The sequence below is a fragment of the Sinorhizobium glycinis genome (assembly GCF_001651865.1).
GTDB lineage: Bacteria > Pseudomonadota > Alphaproteobacteria > Rhizobiales > Rhizobiaceae > Sinorhizobium > Sinorhizobium glycinis.
This window is the reverse complement of the sequence record NZ_LPUX01000055.1, coordinates 426,698-445,759: the sequence shown is the minus strand read 5'-3', so window position 1 is coordinate 445,759 and position 19,062 is coordinate 426,698. Positions and strand designations below refer to the sequence as shown.

The window sequence follows — 19,062 nt, the reverse complement described above, 5'->3', positions numbered from 1 at the left end:
ACAGGCCGGACATATGAAAGCAACCGATCAAACCACCCGACAAAAAGCCCTTGCCATAGGGGGCGTCCACATATGAATCAGCTACGATCTCAGGAAACATGCAGTAGGCGCGGATGGCAGAATTTAGTTCTTGCACTGAGCTTCCTCCTCTCAGTAAGGGCAGGATGAGGCAGAATGGGCGGCCTGTACAGGCAGCAGACGGCAAGGCGTTTGCGGGCTTTTGCAACAGGGAGTGCGGGTTTATGCAGGACGTGGACGCCCCGTCGAGCGCTTAATGGAGGATGCGGTCGACGCGTAGAGCAGGCGGAGGCGATCGCGGGAGGAACTGCGGACATGCCGCACATCGCGCCGGCCGCCCTGGTCGACCACTATCTTGGTATATCCCGGCTGCTGGCCGGCCAGCTCGATTTCCGCTCCGCAATCCGCGCCGTGGCGGCGGAGGTGGCGCACATCATCCCGCACGACCATCTCGACGTCTGTATCCTGATGGTGGGCGGCAATTACCACACGGCTTACGAAACGGGCATGGACACCGCCTGGGGAAACGTCGCCTCGACGCCGGTCGCCAGCAGTCCAATCCGATCCCTCCTTTGGGGCGAAGTCGACTATATGCTCACCGACGATGCGATCAACGATCAGCGCTTCCACTTCGAGGGGGCATTCAAGCGGCCGATCATCGAGCAATCTCTCCGCAGCCGGTTGCATGTGCCGATGAAGGTGCAGGGCACGATCATCGCAGCCCTCAGCTGCTCATCGCAGGCTCCGGCAATCTACACCATGGAGGACGTCGACCGGGCGCGGATTATCGCCGACCTGCTGGCGCCCTATTTCTTTGCCCTGCACGCCGCCGAACAGGCGCAGCGACTGGCCATCGTCGAGGCGGAGGCGCGGGCGCGGGAGGAAGGGCTGAGGCAGGGTGCCCTGAAGTTGACCGAAGCCCTGGAGCAGGAGCGCCAACGCATCGGCATGGACCTCCATGATCAGACGCTTGCCGACCTCACGCGGTTGTCGCGCCGCATCGACCGACTGGCTCGGTCGAGCGAGCTGAACGGCGAGGCACTCGATCCCATTTCGCGAGGCCTGCACCATTGCATGCAGGACCTGAGGCAGATCATCGAGCAGGCAACTCCCTCTGTCTTGCAGCTCTTCGGCCTCGCTCAGGCGGTCGAGAACCATCTCGACCGGTCCGTCCGCGACAGTGCCATGCCGATCGAGTGGGCAGTCGCCGATGAGACTGCAGGGGCACTTGAACGGTTGGAGCCGACGGTGAGCGTCGCTCTCTTCCGCATAGCGCAAGAAGCGATCAACAACGCGGTTCGTCACGCCCAGCCATCGGCGATCACCGTCAAGCTTCGGCTCGAAGCAGGCCAGCTCGCGATCGAGATATCGGATGACGGGCGCGGATTTCCCAAAGCCCGTGGGCGCATCGGAGGCGGCATCGACAGCATGAAGACGCGTGCGCGGCTCATTTCGGCGAAATTCGCCATCGGTCCACGGCGTGACAATCGCGGCACGATGGTTACGGTCTTGCTGCCGCTCGGCGAGCTCGCAGCCGATGCGGAAGTCCAGTGATGAGAGAGGAGGACCGGCGATGAAGGTTCTGATCGTAGAAGACGACCCGCTGCATCGCTCCTACCTGCATGAGGCGGTCTGTTCGGCGCTGCCCGAATGCGACACCGTGATCGAGGCGGAAAACGGGATCGTCGGCGAGCGGCTCGCCCGTGACCACAAGTCCGCCCACATCGTCATGGACCTGCAGATGACCACCCGCAACGGGATCGAAGCGGCGCGGACCATTTGGAAAGAGCGTCCGGACACGCGCATCCTCTTCTGGTCGAACTACTCCGATGAGGCCTATGTCCGCGGCGTCTCGCGTATCGTCCCGGACGGAGCGGCCTATGGCTACGTGTTGAAGTCCGCTTCCGATGAGCGACTGAAGCTGGCCCTCCGTTCAATCTTCGTCGAGAGCCAGTGCGTGATCGATCGCGAGGTCCGCGGCTTGCAACAGAAAAGCATCGGCCACGCCAACAGCCTCACCGATTCGGAATATGAGATCCTCGTCGATATCGCCCTCGGATTGACGGACCGGGCAATTGCCAGACGCCGAAGCCTGTCGCTGCGCAGCGTCCAGAACCGGTTGCAGCAACTCTACGACAAGCTGGACGTTTACCAGGCGGCTGCCGACGATCAGCTCGACAGCCGGTTCAACCTGAGGGCGCGCGCCGTCACCATTGCCCTCTTGCGCAAGCTGTTGAACTACAATGCCCTGGAGAGAGCAGAGGCGGAATTGCAAGACTGGCTGAAGGAACCAAAGTGAGCGACGCTTCCGGCTTTCGCGGGCGATGACCTTTGAGGTCGCCGCGACTGGGGCCATAGGAACATCGAAGGGTCCAAGCCAGCAAATCGGAGCGGATTGCCTATCGAGTCCGGCCGGCGCTAGTCCTCCTCTACGAAGACCTCGTTGCGCTTCCGGCGGATGTGCGGCAGGGCGGCGACGAGAATGCACATGAGCCCGAGCGCAAGCAGCGCCGCCGAGAGCGGCCGGGTCACGAAGGTCGTCGGATCGCCATGGGAAATGATCATCGCCCGGCGCAGATTTTCCTCTAGAGCGGGATGCGCTCACATACGTTCGCGTCGCCGCTCTAAACCTTTGTTTTTGCCGCATTTGTGCGACGTCAGGTGATTCCACCTGACTGCAAAATGCTCTAAAAGCGGCCCCAGAACGAAGCCGAGGAGGAGCGGCGCGGGTTCGCAGCCGAGCCGAATGAGCACGTAGCCCAGGACGCCGAAAACGGCGATCGCGTAGACGTCGAAGGGATTTCCGTCGATCGAATAGCAGCCGATCGAGGCGAAGACGACGATCGCCGGGAAGAGCACGCGATAGGGGATCGTCAGCATCTTCACCCAAAGGCCGATGAGCGGCAGATTGAGGATCACGAGCATGATGTTGCCGATCCACATGGAGACGATGATGCCCCAGAAGAGCGCCGGCTGATCCTCGATGACGGTCGGGCCGGGTGTGATTCCTTGCAGGATGAACGCGCCGATGATCAGCGCCATCACCGGATGGGCCGGAATGCCGAGCGTGAGCAGCGGGATGAACGAGGTCTGGGCCGCAGCGTTGTTGGCGCTCTCCGGACCAGCCACGCCCTCGATCGCACCGTGGCCGAACTCCTGCGGGTTCTTCGAGAGCCTCTTTTCGGCCGCGTAGGACGCGAAGGAGGCGAGCACGTGGCCGCCGCCCGGCAGGATTCCGAGCACCGAGCCGAGCCCTGTGCCGCGCAGGACCGGCATGGCGATGCGGCGCAAGTCCTTGCCCGTAAGCCAGAGGTTGGTCACGCGGCTCACGCCGACCTCGCGGTCCGATAGCGATTGCAGATTCTTGAAGATCTCCGCGACGCCGAAGACGCCGACCGCAAGCGATACGAAGTTCACGCCGCCGAAGAGTTCCTGGTAGCCCATCGTGTAGCGCGGCGTGCCGCTGGTGACGTCCTGGCCGATCGTGCCGAGGAGCAGGCCGAGCGCGATCATCGCCAGCGCTTTAAGCACCGATCCATGGGCGAGCGAGATCGAGACCAGCAGTCCGAGGACGAGCAGCGAGAAATACTCGGCCGCGCCGAAGTTCAGCGCTACGCGGGCGAGCGGCGGCGCAGCGACGGCGAGCACCAGCGTTGCGAAGGAGCCGGCGAAGAAAGAGCCCAGCGCCGCAGTCGCGAGCGCGCGCCCGGCACGTCCCTTGCGCGCCATCTGGTAGCCGTCGATCGCCGTGACTGCGGAGGAGGATTCGCCGGGCAGGTTGATGAGGATCGCGGTGGTCGATCCGCCATACTGTGCGCCGTAATAGATGCCGGCCAGCATGATTAGGGCCGTCACCGGGGAGAAGGTGAAGGTGATCGGCAGGAGCATGGCGATGGTCGCCGTCGGGCCGATGCCCGGAAGCACGCCGACCAGCGTCCCCAACAATACGCCGACGAAACACCAGAGCAGGTTCTGGATGGTGAACGCCGTCTCGAAGCCGAGCGCGAGATGGGAAAGAAGTTCCATTGGCAATGCTCCTCAGTAGATCTGGTAGGAGCCGAACACAGGCCCGAGAAGAGGTAGCGAGAGGCCGAGGCCGACCTTGAAGACCAGCCAGCAAAGCAGCGACAGCGCCGCTGCGATCCATCCCGCCGAAACGATCGAGTTCTGAGGCGACGCCAGCGCGGTCAGAAAGCCGCAGAGGAATACGATGGGCAGAAGACCGAGGTCACGGCTATAGGCTCCGAAGAGCACCAGGGAGACGCAGACGAGCGCCGCACCGCGCCACGGCAGGGCGCCCGGAGCATCGACGCTTTCGCTGCGGCCGAATACGGCGAGCGCAATGCCCAGAGCCCCGAGCATGATCGACAGCAAGAGAGGCACGAAACCCGGTCCCATGGCGATCAGCTGGCCCATCTCGTAGCCGGTTGCTCCCCAGCCGAAGACTACCGCTATCGCGACAAAGGTCAGACCGGCGAGAAAGTCCGGACGCGATCGCGTTCGGTTCGGTTGAAGGTTGTTGAATTCGGCCATTTTCTCCTCCCAGAGTAACAGCGGCCCGAGGCCATGGGGGTTACGGCAGCACGAGCACCGCCCTGAAATCATTGACATTGGTGAGGGTCGGGCCCGTCACCACGAGGTCGCCGAGTCGCTCGAAAAGCTCGTAGCTGTTGTGATCGTCTAGCAGGCGCTTCACGTCCTCCGCGGCCCCGGCCCGACGGATCGTGTCCGGCGCGATCACGGCGCCGGCCGCTTCCGCATTGCCGTCGATGCCATCGGTATCGGCAGCAAGGGCGTAGACGCACGGGTCGCCATCGAGCGCGAGCGCCATTGAGAGCAGGAACTCGGTGTTGCGACCGCCGAGGCCCGATCTGGCACCCGACAGCGATACGGTCGTCTCGCCGCCCGAGAGCAGCACGACCGGTGGTGCGGCGGGCTGGCCATGGATACCCACGGATTTTGCGATGCCAGCCATCAGCTTGCCCGCCTCGCGCGCCTCGCCCTCGAGTGCATCGCCAAGGATCACTGGCTTCACCCCCGCGCGCCCGGCGGCGGACGCGGCGGCCTGAAGCGTCATCATCGGCGTTGCGATCAGCCGGAAGTCGGCCTCCCAAGGCGCTTCGGTTATCGCAGGCTTGCACAGTATGGCTTTGGCCGCCTGGGGCAGGTCAGGGCCGAGTCTTTCGGCAAGATAAGCAAGGTCGAGGTGCCGATAAGGGTCGTGGACCGTCGGGCCGGAGGCGATCGCCAGGGGGTCGTCCCCGGGGATATCCGATATCGCCAGCGTGACGACCCTTGCCGGACGCGCCGCTTCCGCCAGCCGCCCGCCCTTGACGGCGGAAAGCCGCCGACGGATGGCGTTCATCTCGGCGATGCCGAAACCGGAGGCGAGGAGAAGACGGTTGACGGCCTGTTTGTCGCCTTCCGACAGGCCCTCGACCGGCATGGCAAGCAGCGACGATCCGCCGCCCGAAATCAGGGCCAGGACGAGATCGCCTTCACCGAGCGATCGGACGCTTGCCATGATCCGCCGGGCGGCTTCGAAGCTTGCTGCGTCCGGCACGGGATGCCCGGCCTCGATCACGTCGATCCGCTTCGTGGCAACGGCATGGCCGTGACGTGTCACGACACAACCCGACAGATCGACATCGGGCCAGGCCTCCTCGACCGCCTTTGCCATCACGGCGGCCGACTTGCCCGCACCGACAACCACGCAGCGGCCGGGTGGCTTGTCGGGCAAGAACTGCGGCAGTACCCGCAACGGATCGGCACTCCGCACGGCCGCCTGGAAGAGGTCGAGGAGAAGCGCCTTTGCCGCGGATCGGGGAAATGTTGAGGCTTGCATCGAAGCTCCCTCTCGTCCGGCCCGAATACCTAGATGTTGGAGCGGCGGATTGCTTCGCAGACCACGTCCGTCACTTCCTGCGTCGTCGCCTTGCCGCCGACGTCAGGCGTCAGGATTCCGGCGCCGGTGACCGCTTCCACCGCCTGCATCAGCCGCGCCGCCGCTGCCGCCTCGCCGAGGTGAGCGAGCATCTGGGCGGCCGTCCAGAAGGTTGCGACCGGATTGGCAATGCCCTTCCCGGTGATGTCGAAGGCCGAGCCGTGGATGGGCTCGAACATGGAGGGATAGCGCCGTTCCGGATCGATATTGGCTGTCGGCGCCACGCCGAGGCTCCCGGCAAGCGCGCCGGCGAGGTCGGAGAGGATATCGGCATGGAGGTTCGTCGCAACGATCGTGTCGAGGCTGCGCGGCTTCAGGGTCATGCGCGCAGTCATCGCGTCGACAAGCATCTTGTCCCAGGTCACATCGGGAAATTCCTGCGCAACCTCCGCGGCAATCTCGTCCCACATCACCATGCCGTGCCGCTGGGCGTTCGATTTGGTGACGACCGTGAGCAGCTTGCGAGGCCGTGACTGCGCCAGCTTGAAGGCGTAACGCATGATGCGGGTGACACCGGTGCGGGTGAATATCGCGACTTCCGTTCCGACCTCCTCGGGGTGGCCACGATGCGCCCGGCCGCCGATGCCGGAATATTCGCCCTCCGAGTTCTCGCGGACGATCACCCAGTCGAGATCACCGGGACCGACGCCCGCCAGCGGCGAGGCGATGCCCGGAAGAACCTTGGTCGGCCGGACATTCGCATACTGGTCGAAGCCTTGGCAGATCGGCAGCCGGAGACCCCAAAGAGTAATGTGATCCGGGACGTCGGGGGCACCGACGGCGCCGAAAAAGATCGCGTCGAAGCCCTTCAACCTGTCCGGGCCGTCGGCCGGCATCATCACGCCGTGTTTCTTGTAGTGGTCCGACCCCCAGTCGAACATGGTCACGTCGAGCTTGAAGGTGCCTTCGCGCCGCTCGAGAGCCTCCAGGGCCTGGAGACCGGCCGCGATGACTTCGGGCCCGATGCCGTCGGCCGGGATTGCCGCGATCTTGTAGTGCTGCATGGATTCGGTCCTTTTTGAGTAAGCGACACCGCATCCATCACGATACGGTGCCGACCCGTGGGTAAGGTGAGAGGTTAGTTTGCGGCGAGGAGCTTGCTCCAGCGCTCGATTTCGGACTGAAACCGCTTGTCCAGCGCCGCTGGTGTCGCGAGCTCCGCCGGAACCGGTACGGTTCCGAGAGATGCAAAACGCTCGATCACTGTTTGGCTCGTAAGCGCCTTCTGAAGCGCCGCGGAAAGTTTCTGGCGGATCGGTTCGGGCGTGCCCTTCGGTGCCCAGATCGCGTGCCAGGCGGTGATCTCGAAGTCCTTCACGCCGCTCTCGCTGATTGTCGGTACATCGAGCAGTACCGGGATGCGTTCCTTGGTGGTCACCGCATAGGGCTTGATCTCGTCGCCCTTGATCTGGTTGACGGTATTGGTGGTCTGGTCGCACATCAGGTCGATCTGGCCGCCGACGAGGTCTGTCATGGCCGGGCCGGTGCCCTTGTAGGGCACGACCGTCAGCTTGACACCGGTCGCTTCGACGAGCAGTCGGCCGCAAAGATCGGAGACGGCGCCGACGCCAGCCGTTCCGAAGGTTGCGCCGGCGCCTTCACCCTTGAGGTATCCGAGAAGCTCTGTCATGTCCCCCGGCGGCAGGTCTTTCCTGCCGACAACGGTCATCGGCACCTCGGTGACCAGGCCAACCGGGTCGAAGGCTTCACCCGGCTTGTAGGCGAGATCGGGATAGAGCGCACCAAAGGTCGAGACGCCGATATGGTAGAGAAGGAGCGTATAGCCATCCGGCTCCGCGGCCGCCACGCGGCCGCTGCCGAGCGAGCCGCCTGCACCACCTGCATTTTCGATCAGGACCTGCTGGCCGAGATCGGCCCTCATGGCCTCGGCGACAAGGCGTGCGACCGTGTCGCTCGGGCCGCCGGCGGCTGCCGGGACCAGTATCGTGATCGGCCTGGTTGGGTAGTCTTCCTGGGCAAAGGCGGGTGCCGCTATTGCCATCGAGACGGCTGCGAGCGCTGCCGTAAGTATTTTCCTCATCGTTTCCTCCCTTGAGACGGCTGGCGACCGTCCGATTAGCCTTGCGTGCAAGCTTGCATGCAAGATGGAGTGCATCTAGACACGGGCCGCATCTTTTGTCAATGATGCGCGTCAAGGAGACCCGCATAGATGAAACCAGGTTCCAAAGATCAGAAGATTGAAGGTGTGCGCGGGGCGGACGAGTCGCCGGCCGGGGCCGAAGCACGCGCCGACGCCGCCTATCGCTTCCTGCGGAACGCCATCCTCACGAATGAAATTCCGGTCGGGTTCCAGGCCACGGAAGTCGAGATCGCGGCGCGACTCGGAATGAGCCGGACACCGGTTCACGAGGCGATGGCCCGCCTGCAGGAAGAAGGCTTCGTGCAAATCCTTCCGCGGCGAGGCATCCTCGTCAAAGGTCTTTCGCCGGCCGACCTGTTGGAAATCTACGACATTCTCATCGGACTTGAAGGCGCGGCTGCCGAGAGGCTCGCACTTGAGGGGGGCGACGCGATTTCCGAAGTCGTACAAGAACTCGAGAATCTGACCGAACGCATGGAACTCGCCCTGGATGCGGGCGACATGGACGCCTGGGCAGATGCGGACGAGGCATTTCACGACGCGCTTGTCGCGCGCTGCGGCAACGGACGCATCCGACGGCTGGCAGGCACGGTCTCCGGTCAGTCACACAGGGCACGCCGCCTGACCCTCAACATGCGGCCCCCGCCCGCGCAGTCTGTGATCGAGCATCGGCAGATCATCCATGCGATCGAGGCAGCCGATCCAATCGCTGCCGGCAGCGCCGCCCGAGCCCACCGCCGGCGGGCCAGAGATCAACTCGTACCGATCCTCAGGCGGCTGAATTTTTCTTCTCTGTGAGCAGCCGAGACGAAGCCGGTCCGGATGGGCGCGCCGGCGATGCCGTATTCGCTGCCATCCTAGACATCGTCAGGCGCGCGCCGATCCTCTTGCGCGACGATTGAGAATGATTCTGAGCCTGGCTTCGTTCTGAGCAGGGCCCGTACGCTCGCCGGTCTTTCGTTCCTCGGGCCTCGGTCGCCAATCGGAGTCCTCCCCCAGCGCGTCCTTTGCCTGCGGTCCATCGAGCCGATTGAGCAGGGTGATGATTATCTCCCGGTCGCTGATACCGCTGTCGGAAGACAAATAGTCCCATAGATCTCTTCGGCAGTCCTCAATGAGCTTTCTCATTTTCTCGGTTTTCATCGGGTACCTCAAAAAGAAAGCTCGGCAGTGAAGTCCCGGAGCGGTGAAGGGGCGATTGGCGACCGCTCCGGGATTGTCGCACGGCGGCGGCGGGGGGATAGCCGTTGTTCCGCATGTGCTCGTCGTCGAGTATGTCTTGCGAGAAATCACTCGGCAACCGGCCTAAGACCTTTGGTCCTGCCACCCGGGACTAAGGTCCTAGAGTTGGGGCGCCAAACTGCGCGGTGACCGATCCTGCGATAACATCAGCTTATCGCGACAATCGGAAATTCCAACTTAAACTAATCGAACGGCTTGGATATGGTGCCTGAAGATGCAGCTGCTGGCACAGCCGTCGGCGGCCAGCTCTGACGTCCACCACCCGGGACGAGCGACGCCCCAGCCTTTTTGGCCTAATTGGCTGACTTCCTCCGGATGGCCCAATTCAAGCAAGCACAATGGAGAGAATTATGGATTCAAAGGTCGAAAGTGCGGGCAAGTGTCCGGTGGCGCACACCCACACGGCCCGTGGCGGGAGGTCGAACCGGGACTGGTGGCCGAACCAGTTGAACCTCAGGATCCTCCATCAGAACTCTTCCGTGTCCGACCCCATGGGCACGGCGTTCAACTATGCCGAGGAGTTCAAGAAGCTCGATCTCGAGGCCCTGAAGAAGGACCTCCACGCGCTGATGACCGATTCGCAGGATTGGTGGCCGGCCGACTTCGGTCATTACGGTCCGCTTTTCATCCGCATGGCCTGGCATAGCGCTGGCACATACCGCACCGGAGACGGCCGCGGCGGCGCAGGCGCCGGTCAGCAGCGTTTCGCGCCGCTCAACAGCTGGCCGGACAACGTCAACCTCGACAAGGCGCGCCGGCTGCTGTGGCCGATCAAGCAGAAATACGGCAACAGGATCTCCTGGGCCGATCTGATGATCCTCACCGGCAACGTTGCCCTGGAGTCGATGGGATTCAAGACCTTCGGCTTTGCCGGCGGCCGCGCCGATGTCTGGGAGCCCGAGGAAGACGTCTATTGGGGTGCCGAGGATACCTGGCTTGCCGACAAGCGCTACACGGCAGAGCGCGACCTCGAAAAGCCCCTCGCGGCGGTGCAGATGGGCCTGATCTATGTGAATCCGGAAGGACCGAACGGCAACCCGGATCCGCTTGCCGCCGCCCGCGACATCCGCGAGACCTTCGCCCGCATGGCAATGAACGACGAAGAAACCGTAGCGCTCATCGCCGGCGGCCACACCTTCGGCAAGACCCACGGCGCCGGCGAAGCCTCGCATGTCGGTGTCGAGCCCGAAGGCGCGGACATCGCGGAACAGGGCTTCGGCTGGACCAGCAGCTTCGGAAGCGGCAAGGGGGCCGATACGATCGGCAGCGGCCTCGAAGTCACCTGGACGACGACGCCGACCAAGTGGAGCAACAACTTCTTCTGGAACCTGTTCGGCTACGAATGGGAACTGACCAAGAGCCCGGCCGGAGCGCATCAGTGGAAGCCGAAACACGGCGCCGGTGCCGCGACCGTTCCGGATGCGCACGATCCGTCGAAGCGGCACGCGCCGGCCATGCTGACGACCGACCTTGCCCTGCGCTTCGACCCTGCCTACGAGAAGATTGCGCGGCGCTTCTTCGAGAACCCGGATCAGTTCGCGGATGCGTTTGCCCGTGCCTGGTTCAAGCTGACCCACCGCGACATGGGTCCGCGGGTGCGTTATCTCGGCCCGGAAGTTCCGGAAGAAGAACTGATCTGGCAGGATCCGGTCCCTGCCGTCGACCACCCCCTGGTCGACGGCCAGGACATTGCCGATCTCAAGGAGAGGATTCTTGCATCCGGCCTGTCGGTCTCCCAACTGGTCTCGACCGCCTGGGCGTCGGCATCGACCTTCCGCGGTTCCGACAAGCGTGGCGGGGCGAACGGTGCGCGAATCCGTCTCGCGCCTCAGAAGGATTGGGAGGTCAACCAGCCGGAGCAGCTCGCCACCGTGCTCGAAACGCTCGAAGGCATCCAGAAGGCGTTCAACGACGGCGGGTCCGGCGGCAAGAAGGTGTCGCTCGCAGACCTGATCGTCCTTGGCGGTTCTGCGGCCATCGAGAAGGCCGCGATGAACGCTGGGCACGACATCGAGGTTCCCTTTGCGCCCGGCCGCACCGACGCCACGCCGGAGCAGACCGATGTGGACTCCTTCGGCGTTCTGGAACCGATCTCCGACGGCTTCCGCAACTACCAGAAGGGCGACTATCTGATTTCGCCCGAGGAACTGCTGATCGACAGAGCCCAGCTTCTGACGCTGACCGCGCCGGAAATGACGGTTCTCATCGGCGGCATGCGCGTGTTGAACGCCAACACCGCGCAATCCCAGCATGGCGTCTTCACGACGCGCCCCGAGACGCTCACCAACGATTTCTTCGTGAACCTGCTCGACATGGGCACCGCGTGGAAGGTCTCTCCGGAGTCGAAATACGTCTTCGAGGGACGCGACCGCAATACGGACGAAATCAAGTGGACCGCTACCCGCGTCGATCTCGTCTTCGGTTCGAACTCGCAGCTCAGAGCGCTTGCCGAGGTCTACGGTCAGAGCGACGCGCAGGAAAAGTTCGTGCGCGATTTCGTGGCGGCCTGGACGAAGGTGATGAACGCCGACCGCTTCGATCTCGTCTGATCCGAGCTCAAATGAAAGGGCGCGGCCGTCTCGCAGCCGCGCCCTTTTTAATTGGGCGAGATCGCCCATGCACTCTTACACACCGAGCTTTTGCCGCTCCGCGATCCGCCACGCCCGCGGCGTCGTTCCGACGTGACGGACGAAGAAACGGGAGAAATAGGCCGCGTCCGAAAAGCCGAGGCGGAAGCTGATTTCCTGTACGCTCGCCCGGGTGAAGACGAGTTCGCGCCGCGCCGCCTCGAGCAGCCGTCCGGCAATCACTTCGTGCACGCTCTGCCCGGACATCGCGCGGACCACACGGTTGAGATGAGTCGGCGACAGGCCGAGCTCGCGGGCATAGAAGGCCGCCGGGCGGTGCGCCAGACAATGCTGCCGCAGCAGCGCATCGAAGCGTTCCATGCGCCGCTCGTTCTCGCTGTCCCCGGCCGACTCGTTGGCGAGGGGTATTTCGGTGAGCCGCGCCGTCAGCCCCAGCACCGTCGTGAGATAGGCATCGAGCAGGCCGGTGCGGTGGCGGCGTCGCGCTTCCCATTCCTCGGCCAGGCGCTGCAACGTCTCGGCAATGTAGCGGCCGTCCTCGCTCCGACCGAGCGGCGTCAGGCGAGGGGTCGCCAGCCAGGTCCCGAGACGGTTGCGGCTACCCGGCGCAATTGGCAGATGCGACGCGAGCACCGTGAAAACGAAACCGTCGATGTCGGGGGAAAAGCGGAACCCGTGGCTGACTGCGGGCGGGATGGTGATCACCGCCGGCGGTGAAATCGACTGCAGCTTGTCGCCGAACAGGGCATCGCCCGAGCCCTTGGCGATGTACAGGATCTGAAAGAAGCTCTCGTGGCGATGAAGGCCGATTTCCCAATGATGCAGACGGCTGCGCGAGGGGATCGTCTCGCAATGCAGCCAGAAATCCGGCCTTTCGCCGGATTCCTCTCCGTAAAGCTCGTAGGTCGGGACGGGTCGTTTCATCGGGTTCACGCAGCGTGGATGTTCGATAAGTCCAATTAGTTGGCGGAAATGTCCATTGAGGCAAGTGCCTGCGACGCGCAAACTTCCTGACAAAAGTCAGTTTTGGAGCGGACGGGGAAGGCGGCATCGCCGCCGATACGGTGCTTCAGGTGAGGGGGTCCATGCGAACGCAGGTCGTCATAATCGGTTCCGGGCCGTCCGGGCTCCTGCTCGGGCAATTGCTCACCCTGGCAGGGATCGACAATTTGATCCTCGACCGCGCCAGCAAGGAACACATCCTCGGCCGGGTTCGCGCCGGTGTTCTGGAGGAAGGCACGGTCCGGTTGATGGATGAGGCGCAGTCCGGGGCTCGCATGCATGCCGAGGGGTTGCCGCATGAGGGGTTCTCGCTCGCCTTCGACGGCCGCGACCACCGCATCGACCTCTCCGGGCTGACGGGCGGCAAGCGGGTGCTGATCTACGGTCAGACGGAGCTTACCCGCGACCTCATGGATCATCGTCAAGCCGCCGGCGCGTTATCGATCTACGAGGCCGCAAACGTCACGCCATGCGAGTTCGATGGCTACGCGCCTTACGTCACATATGAGAAAGATGGTGTAACGCATCGGATGGATTGCGATTTCATCGCCGGATGCGACGGTTTTCATGGGGTCAGCCGCAGGTCTGTGCCGGACCGGGCGGTCCGCGCCTTCGAGAAGATCTATCCCTTCGGCTGGCTCGGCATCCTTGCCGACGTGCCGCCCGTCGATCACGAATTGGTCTACGCCAACCACCCGCGCGGCTTTGCGCTCTGTTCGATGCGGTCGCTGAGCCGCAGCCGTTACTACATCCAGTGCTCGCTCGACGAAAAGCTCGACGATTGGGACGACCAGCGTTTCTGGGACGAATTGCGGCGCCGTCTGCCGGTCCATCACGCCGAACGGGTCGTGACCGGGCCATCCTTCGAGAAATCGATCGCACCGCTACGCTCTTTCGTCGCCGAGCCGATGCGCTTCAATCGACTGTTTCTGGTGGGCGATGCCGCCCATATCGTGCCGCCGACCGGAGCCAAGGGGCTGAACCTTGCCGCGAGCGACGTGCACTACCTGTTCGAGGGCCTGCTGGAACATTACCAGGATCGCTCCAACGCCGGCGTCGACTCCTATTCGGCCCGGGCGCTGGCGCGTGTCTGGAAGGCGGTGCGCTTTTCCTGGTGGATGACGACGATGATGCACCGCTTTCCCGACACCAGCGACTTCGACCAGAAGATCCAGGAGGCCGAACTCGACTATCTCACCCATTCGCGAGCCGCCGCGACGGCGCTCGCAGAGAACTATGTCGGGCTGCCGTTTTGACGTATCCGTTCGTGCCGAAGCCGGCGGAAGCGATCGGGGCCACCAACGTGGGAGGGCTACCCATTGCCGGGCGTTCCTTGAAGGGCCGATTCATAACTAGAAAGTTATGTGGAGCGGGTTATCTTTCATTTTTCAACATCGTTCCACATGTCAAACTGACGGCGATCAAGAAATACAATTGATCATTAGACGGCGCCGGACGGGAGCGAGCCGGACGTCGTGGGGAGGAAACATGAAACGGACTATTCTCGCCGCGCTGGCGGCACTCACAATTGCCGGGACAGCCCACGCCGACACGATCAAGATCGGAGTCATCGGGCCGTTTTCCGGTCCGTTCGCGCTGCAGGGCAAGAATTTCAAGGCCGGCATCGACGCCTATAAGGCGCTGAACGGCAGCAAGGTCGGCGACGACGACCTCGAAATCATCTACCGGGACGTGCCGCAGCCCGATCCGGCGCAGTCCAAGGCGCTGGCGCAGGAGCTCGTCGTCAAGGAGGGCGTGCAATATCTCGCCGGCTTCTATTTCACCCCCGACGCAATGGCCGTGACGCCGCTTCTCGAGCAGGCGAATGTGCCGCTGGTCATCATGAATGCCGCAACCTCGGCGATCGTCACCAAGAGCCCGCTGGTCGTGCGCACCTCGTTCACGCTCTGGCAGACATCGACGCCGATGGCCAAAGTGGCGAAGGACGCCGGCGTCTCGAAGGTCATTTCGGTGGTCAGCGACTACGGACCGGGTGTCGATGCCGAGAACGCCTTCAAGAAGGGGTTCGAGGCGGCGGGCGGCCAGATCGTCGAGGCGATCCGTATGCCGCTTGCCACCAATGATTTCTCGCCGATCATGCAGCGCGTCAAGGATTCGGGCGCCGAAGGGCTCTTCGCCTTCCTGCCGTCCGGTCCGACGACGCTGGGTTTCGTCAAGGCCTTCAACGAAAACGGGCTCAAGGATGCCGGCATCAAGTTCTTCGCGCCGGGTGACCTGACGCAGGAATCCGACCTGCCGGCACTTGGCGAAGCCGCGCTCGGCATCCAGACGACCTTCCACTATGCGGTCTCGCACGATTCGCCGGAGAACAAGGCCTTTGTCGAGGCGGCCGGGAAGGCGATCGGCAACCCGGCCGAGCTTTCCTTCCCCTCGGTCGGTGCCTATGACGGCATGCATGTCATCTACAAGATGATCGAGGCGACGGGCGGCGAGCAGGACGCTGAGAAGGCGGTCGATGCGGTCAAGGGACTTTCCTGGACGAGCCCGCGCGGTCCCGTATCGATCGATCCGGAATCCCGCCATATCACCCAGAACATCTATCTGCGCGAAGTCGCCAAGGCCGAGGACGGCTCCTATTACAACAAGGAGATCGCGACCTTCGAGAAGCAGGGCGATCCCGGTCTTGCGGCGATGAAGTAACCGGTTGGCGAATTGGATGCGGGGCCGCCGGCCCCGCTCTGAAACAGGGTGGGTCATGCAAACAGTCTTCAGTATAGCAGTCGACGCACTCGCTTACGGCATGGTGCTGTTCGTGATTTCGATCGGTCTTTCCGTCACCATGGGCCTCATGCGGGTGGTCAACTTGGCCCATGGCGCCTTCGCCATGATCGGAGGATACATTGCCTCCTACGCGGCGCGCGACCTGGGTCTCGGCTACGGATTTGCGGTGCTGCTTGCCGTGTTCGGAACGATCGTCATCGCCGTTCCGATCGAGCGCCTGCTTTACCGACGCATCTACGGCGCGCCTGAACTCACCCAAGTGCTGATGACGATCGGCATCACCTTCTGCATCATCGGCATCGCCAACTACGTCTTCGGTCCGACGCTGAAGACAGTCCCGCTGCCGCCGGCGCTGCAGGGATCGGTCGATCTCGGCTTCCGGTCGATCGCCACGCATCGGATCTTCGCTATTGGCTGCGGTCTCGGCGTGGCGGTTGCCCTCTGGTACCTGATCGAGAAGACGGCCTTCGGCGTGAAGCTCAGGGCCGCCGTCGACAACGCGGCGATGGCGGCTGCGCTCGGCGTCCGCACCGAGATCGTCTATGCGGTGAGCTTCGCGGTCGCGGTCGGTCTCGCAGCCTTGGGGGGCGTCGTCGGCGCCGAACTGCTGCCGGTCGAGCCCTATTACGCGCTGCGCTACATGGTGACGTTCCTGGTCGTCGTGTCCGTCGGCGGGGCAGGATCGATACCGGGCGCGCTCGTCGCCTGCCTGCTGCTTGGCGGCATCGACACGGCCGGCCGCTACCTCGTGCCGGAGTTCGGCGAATTCTTCTTCTACCTTGCGGTCATCGCCATCGTTTGCGTCTTTCCGCGCGGCCTTGCCGGAAGGGCGGGACAATGACCATGGCAACCATGAACGATGCGCTGGCGGGCGCCCAAGGCAAGGGGCGCAAGCGCGGCCGCGACCTCGCCGGTCTGGCGGTGATCCTCGGGCTGGCCGTGCTCGGTTACCTGTTGTTTCCCAACAACCTCGCGCTGCTCACCCGCATGACCGCGATCGCGCTTCTAGTTCTCTCCCTCGACCTCGTCACCGGCTATTGCGGCGTGGCGACGCTCGGCCATGCTGCGCTCTTCGGCAGCGGCGCCTATGCGTCCGGCATTGCCGCAGTGCATTTCGGCATCACCGATCCGCTGCTGATGCTTGCCTGCGGCATTCTCGGCGGCGCGGTTGCGGGGCTCGTCTGCGGTATCGTCATCCTGCGGGCGCATGGGCTTCCGCAACTTGTCCTGTCGATCGCGCTCATCCATCTGTTTCACGAATTCGCCAACAAGGCCTCCGCGTGGACAGGCGGCAGCGACGGGCTTGCCGGCATCGCGCCCGATCCGCTGCTCGGCTATTTCGAATTCGATCTTTGGGGCCGCACCGCCTATGTGCTCGGCATCATTCTCCTTGCTGTCGTCTTCGCGCTGCTGCGGCTCATTGTCCGCTCGCCCTTCGGGATGCTTTGCCGCGGCGTCAAGGAGGACCCGATCCGCATCCGCGCCATGGGCGCCTCGCCGAAGCTGGCCTTGATGAAGATGTATGTGATTTCCGGCGCGGTTGCCGGCGCGGGCGGCACGCTCAACGCCATCTCCACCCAGGTTGTCGGCCTCGACAGCCTTTCCTTCACGCTGTCGGCCGAGAGCCTGGTCATGCTGGTGCTCGGCGGCACCGGCTCGCTTTTCGGCGCGCTCACCGGCACGATCGTCTTCATGTTCTTCGAGGATATCGTCTCCGCCGCCAATCCGTTCCACTGGCTGACGATGGTCGGGGCGCTTCTGATCGCCGTCGTGCTCTTCGCGCCGAAAGGTCTCTACGGCACGGTCGCCGGTCTCGCGGCCAGACGGCGGGGGGCGGGCCGATGAGCACGATCTTCGAAGTCCGCAGCCTGAAACGCGCCTTCGGCGGCCTCGCCGTCACCAACGACGTCAGCCTCGCCATGGCGCCGGGCGACCGCGTCGCGCTGATCGGCCCGAACGGCGCCGGCAAGACCACCTTCGTCAACCTCGTCACCGGCAACCTGACGCCGGACTCCGGCGACGTCCTGATCGGCGGCGAAAGCGTGACGCGCATCGACGCGACCGGGCGGGTGCGGCGCGGCCTCGTGCGTTCGTTCCAGGTGACGCGCCTTTTCCAGGAGATGACGTCGGCCGAGCACGTGGCGCTTGCGGTGTTGCAGCGTGACGGCCGTGCGGGCCGCATGTTCGGCCATTTCCTTGCCATGCCCGAAGTCATGGCGGAGGTCGCCGGACTGCTCGGCAAGCTTGGTCTCAGCGAGCTGATGCACCGGCGCGTCAGCGAGATCGCCTATGGCCAGCAACGGCTCCTGGAAATCGCGGTGGCGCTGGCGCTGAAGCCGAGAGTGCTGCTCCTCGATGAGCCGGCCGCCGGCGTGCCGCAAAGCGATACAGGTCGTATCGAGCAGGCGCTCGCCGACCTTCCGGCCGATCTCGCCGTGCTGATGATCGAGCACGACATGGATCTCGTCTTCCGTTTTGCCAAGCGCGTCATCGTGCTCGCTGCCGGCACGATCATCTTCGACGGCTCGCCGTTGGACGTTACCAGGGATGCGCGGGTGCGCGAGGCCTATCTCGGGAGCTATGCCAATGCCGGCCACGCCGCTTGAAGTCCAGAACCTGTCGGCCGGTTATGGACCGACGCGGGTGCTTGAAGGGATCTCCTTTTCGGTGCCGGCCGGCGCGCGGCTCGCCGTGCTCGGCCGCAACGGTATGGGCAAGACGACGCTGCTTGCCACGCTCGCCGGCCAGACACGCCGCTATGACGGGCGCATCGTGTTGGGCGAGACCGATGTCACGGCGCTGCCGAGCGCGTCACGCGCTTGGCATGGCCTGGGTTTCGTGCCGCAGGCACGCTGTGTCTTTCCGACGCTGACGGTCGAGGAGAACCTCTTCGTGGGTCTCAAGGGCCGTCCGAAGAGCGCACTCCAGGAGGCCTATGAGATGTTTCCGCGCCTCTACGAGCGGCGCAGGAACCTCGGGTCGCAGCTCTCCGGCGGCGAGCAGCAGATGCTGTCGACCGCCCGTTCGATCCTCGGTCGGCCCTCCGTGCTGCTCCTCGACGAGCCGCTCGAAGGTCTGGCGCCGGTCATCTGCGAGGAACTGATGAAGGCCTTCGCCGAACTCGCCAGGACCGGCGACATGACGATCCTGCTGGTCGAACAGCGCATCCAGAGCGCGCTCGATTTCGCCGACCAGGTCATCGTCCTGGAGCGAGGCCGGATTGCCTGGAGCGGCACCCCGGATTCGCTCTCGAAGGATCACGCAGCCGTCGAGCGGCTGCTGGGGGTCGGTGGGTTGCATTAGCGAACCGATCCGCTTTCGCCTGCATTGATCATATGAATTCCGCGCCCTGAGCTGCAGCACAAGCCGTTGGACCGCGTTGTCGGCTGCGGGGCAATTTTCCCAGGAAAATCCGACGGAATGCC

The 19,062-nt window shown here is 63.9% G+C and carries 15 protein-coding genes and 2 pseudogenes; 10 read left to right on the top strand and 7 right to left on the bottom strand.

The genetic code is table 11. The annotated features are described in order from the left end of the window. Positions 1–333 precede the first annotated feature (333 nt). A complete protein-coding gene (locus AU381_RS13420; RefSeq protein WP_064242260.1) occupies positions 334–1,572 on the top strand; it encodes a GAF domain-containing sensor histidine kinase in 1,239 nt (412 codons plus the stop codon). Between the two features lie 19 nt (positions 1,573–1,591). Then, entirely contained in the window at positions 1,592–2,317 is a 726-nt protein-coding gene (locus AU381_RS13415; RefSeq protein ID WP_064242259.1) for a response regulator transcription factor, read from the top strand. Positions 2,318–2,436: 119 nt separating this feature from the next. Here AU381_RS13415 and AU381_RS29700 read toward each other — a convergent pair. From AU381_RS29700 to AU381_RS13390, 6 genes and pseudogenes are all read right to left on the bottom strand, one after another. Next, a pseudogene (locus AU381_RS29700) lies at positions 2,437–2,607 on the bottom strand (tripartite tricarboxylate transporter permease); the annotation flags it as partial. Between the two features lie 102 nt (positions 2,608–2,709). Further along, positions 2,710–4,044 (bottom strand): annotated as a pseudogene (locus AU381_RS13410) (tripartite tricarboxylate transporter permease); the annotation flags it as partial. 12 nt (positions 4,045–4,056) lie between these two features. Continuing rightward, on the bottom strand, positions 4,057–4,551 hold the full coding sequence (locus tag AU381_RS13405) for a tripartite tricarboxylate transporter TctB family protein (RefSeq protein ID WP_064242258.1): 495 nt from the start codon (positions 4,549–4,551) through the stop codon (positions 4,057–4,059). A gap of 40 nt (positions 4,552–4,591) precedes the next feature. Beyond that, the gene (locus AU381_RS13400; protein WP_064242257.1) at positions 4,592–5,863 is read right to left on the bottom strand and encodes a glycerate kinase type-2 family protein; all 1,272 of its coding nucleotides are present in this window, start codon (positions 5,861–5,863) and stop codon (positions 4,592–4,594) included. Positions 5,864–5,892: 29 nt separating this feature from the next. Next, complete coding sequence (locus AU381_RS13395) at positions 5,893–6,966, bottom strand: tartrate dehydrogenase (protein WP_064242256.1); 1,074 nt, start codon at positions 6,964–6,966, stop codon at positions 5,893–5,895. 74 nt (positions 6,967–7,040) lie between these two features. Beyond that, positions 7,041–8,003, bottom strand: coding sequence for a tripartite tricarboxylate transporter substrate-binding protein (locus AU381_RS13390; RefSeq protein ID WP_064242255.1), 963 nt, complete (start codon positions 8,001–8,003; stop codon positions 7,041–7,043). A 129-nt stretch (positions 8,004–8,132) separates the two neighbouring features. Here AU381_RS13390 and AU381_RS13385 point away from each other — a divergent pair, with 129 nt between their 5' ends. Together AU381_RS13385 and katG are read left to right on the top strand one after the other, a co-directional pair. Further along, positions 8,133–8,861 carry a GntR family transcriptional regulator gene (locus tag AU381_RS13385; RefSeq protein ID WP_082909956.1) on the top strand — a complete coding sequence of 243 codons (729 nt, stop codon included), beginning with the start codon at positions 8,133–8,135 and terminating at the stop codon, positions 8,859–8,861. A 794-nt stretch (positions 8,862–9,655) separates the two neighbouring features. Then, complete coding sequence (gene katG / locus AU381_RS13375; RefSeq protein WP_064242253.1) at positions 9,656–11,854, top strand: catalase/peroxidase HPI; 2,199 nt, start codon at positions 9,656–9,658, stop codon at positions 11,852–11,854. Positions 11,855–11,929: 75 nt separating this feature from the next. On the opposite strand, the gene AU381_RS13370 is transcribed toward katG, so the two are convergent. Next, a complete protein-coding gene (locus AU381_RS13370; protein WP_064242252.1) occupies positions 11,930–12,817 on the bottom strand; it encodes a helix-turn-helix domain-containing protein in 888 nt (295 codons plus the stop codon). 161 nt (positions 12,818–12,978) lie between these two features. On the opposite strand from AU381_RS13370, the gene pobA reads away from it, so the two are divergent. The 6 genes from pobA to AU381_RS13340 all read left to right on the top strand — a co-directional run bounded on the left by pobA (position 12,979) and on the right by AU381_RS13340 (position 18,940). Continuing rightward, positions 12,979–14,151, top strand: a complete 1,173-nt coding sequence (gene pobA, locus AU381_RS13365) for a 4-hydroxybenzoate 3-monooxygenase (RefSeq protein WP_064242251.1) — start codon at positions 12,979–12,981, stop codon at positions 14,149–14,151. A 232-nt stretch (positions 14,152–14,383) separates the two neighbouring features. Then, complete coding sequence (locus AU381_RS13360; RefSeq protein WP_064242250.1) at positions 14,384–15,556, top strand: ABC transporter substrate-binding protein; 1,173 nt, start codon at positions 14,384–14,386, stop codon at positions 15,554–15,556. A 55-nt stretch (positions 15,557–15,611) separates the two neighbouring features. Then, positions 15,612–16,478 (top strand): branched-chain amino acid ABC transporter permease, encoded by an 867-nt coding sequence (locus AU381_RS13355; protein WP_015887358.1) that lies wholly within the window; start codon positions 15,612–15,614, stop codon positions 16,476–16,478. A 2-nt stretch (positions 16,479–16,480) separates the two neighbouring features. Beyond that, positions 16,481–17,482: a branched-chain amino acid ABC transporter permease gene (locus AU381_RS13350; protein WP_064242290.1), complete on the top strand. Its 1,002-nt coding sequence runs from the start codon at positions 16,481–16,483 to the stop codon at positions 17,480–17,482. Then, positions 17,479–18,243, top strand: a complete 765-nt coding sequence (locus AU381_RS13345) for an ABC transporter ATP-binding protein (RefSeq protein ID WP_064242249.1) — start codon at positions 17,479–17,481, stop codon at positions 18,241–18,243. The genes AU381_RS13350 and AU381_RS13345 overlap by 4 nt, the downstream gene beginning before the upstream one ends. After that, positions 18,224–18,940 carry an ABC transporter ATP-binding protein gene (locus tag AU381_RS13340; RefSeq protein ID WP_064242248.1) on the top strand — a complete coding sequence of 239 codons (717 nt, stop codon included), beginning with the start codon at positions 18,224–18,226 and terminating at the stop codon, positions 18,938–18,940. Before AU381_RS13345 ends, AU381_RS13340 begins: the two co-directional genes overlap by 20 nt. Positions 18,941–19,062 lie beyond the last annotated feature (122 nt).

Bases quoted from the DNA above. Each gene is read 5' to 3' on its own strand.
- AU381_RS13400 (WP_064242257.1), bottom strand. From the start codon at position 5,863: ATGCAAGCCTCAACATTTCCCCGATCCGCGGCAAAGGCGCTTCTCCTC.
- AU381_RS13390 (WP_064242255.1), bottom strand. From the start codon at position 8,003: ATGAGGAAAATACTTACGGCAGCGCTCGCAGCCGTCTCGATGGCAATA.
- AU381_RS13385 (WP_082909956.1), top strand. From the start codon at position 8,133: ATGAAACCAGGTTCCAAAGATCAGAAGATTGAAGGTGTGCGCGGGGCG.
- AU381_RS13340 (WP_064242248.1), top strand. From the start codon at position 18,224: ATGCCGGCCACGCCGCTTGAAGTCCAGAACCTGTCGGCCGGTTATGGA.
- AU381_RS13405 (WP_064242258.1), bottom strand. From the start codon at position 4,551: ATGGCCGAATTCAACAACCTTCAACCGAACCGAACGCGATCGCGTCCG.
- AU381_RS13350 (WP_064242290.1), top strand. From the start codon at position 16,481: ATGGCAACCATGAACGATGCGCTGGCGGGCGCCCAAGGCAAGGGGCGC.
- AU381_RS13355 (WP_015887358.1), top strand. From the start codon at position 15,612: ATGCAAACAGTCTTCAGTATAGCAGTCGACGCACTCGCTTACGGCATG.
- katG (WP_064242253.1), top strand. From the start codon at position 9,656: ATGGATTCAAAGGTCGAAAGTGCGGGCAAGTGTCCGGTGGCGCACACC.
- pobA (WP_064242251.1), top strand. From the start codon at position 12,979: ATGCGAACGCAGGTCGTCATAATCGGTTCCGGGCCGTCCGGGCTCCTG.
- AU381_RS13415 (WP_064242259.1), top strand. From the start codon at position 1,592: ATGAAGGTTCTGATCGTAGAAGACGACCCGCTGCATCGCTCCTACCTG.
- AU381_RS13395 (WP_064242256.1), bottom strand. From the start codon at position 6,966: ATGCAGCACTACAAGATCGCGGCAATCCCGGCCGACGGCATCGGGCCC.
- AU381_RS13345 (WP_064242249.1), top strand. From the start codon at position 17,479: ATGAGCACGATCTTCGAAGTCCGCAGCCTGAAACGCGCCTTCGGCGGC.
- AU381_RS13370 (WP_064242252.1), bottom strand. From the start codon at position 12,817: ATGAAACGACCCGTCCCGACCTACGAGCTTTACGGAGAGGAATCCGGC.
- AU381_RS13420 (WP_064242260.1), top strand. From the start codon at position 334: ATGCCGCACATCGCGCCGGCCGCCCTGGTCGACCACTATCTTGGTATA.
- AU381_RS13360 (WP_064242250.1), top strand. From the start codon at position 14,384: ATGAAACGGACTATTCTCGCCGCGCTGGCGGCACTCACAATTGCCGGG.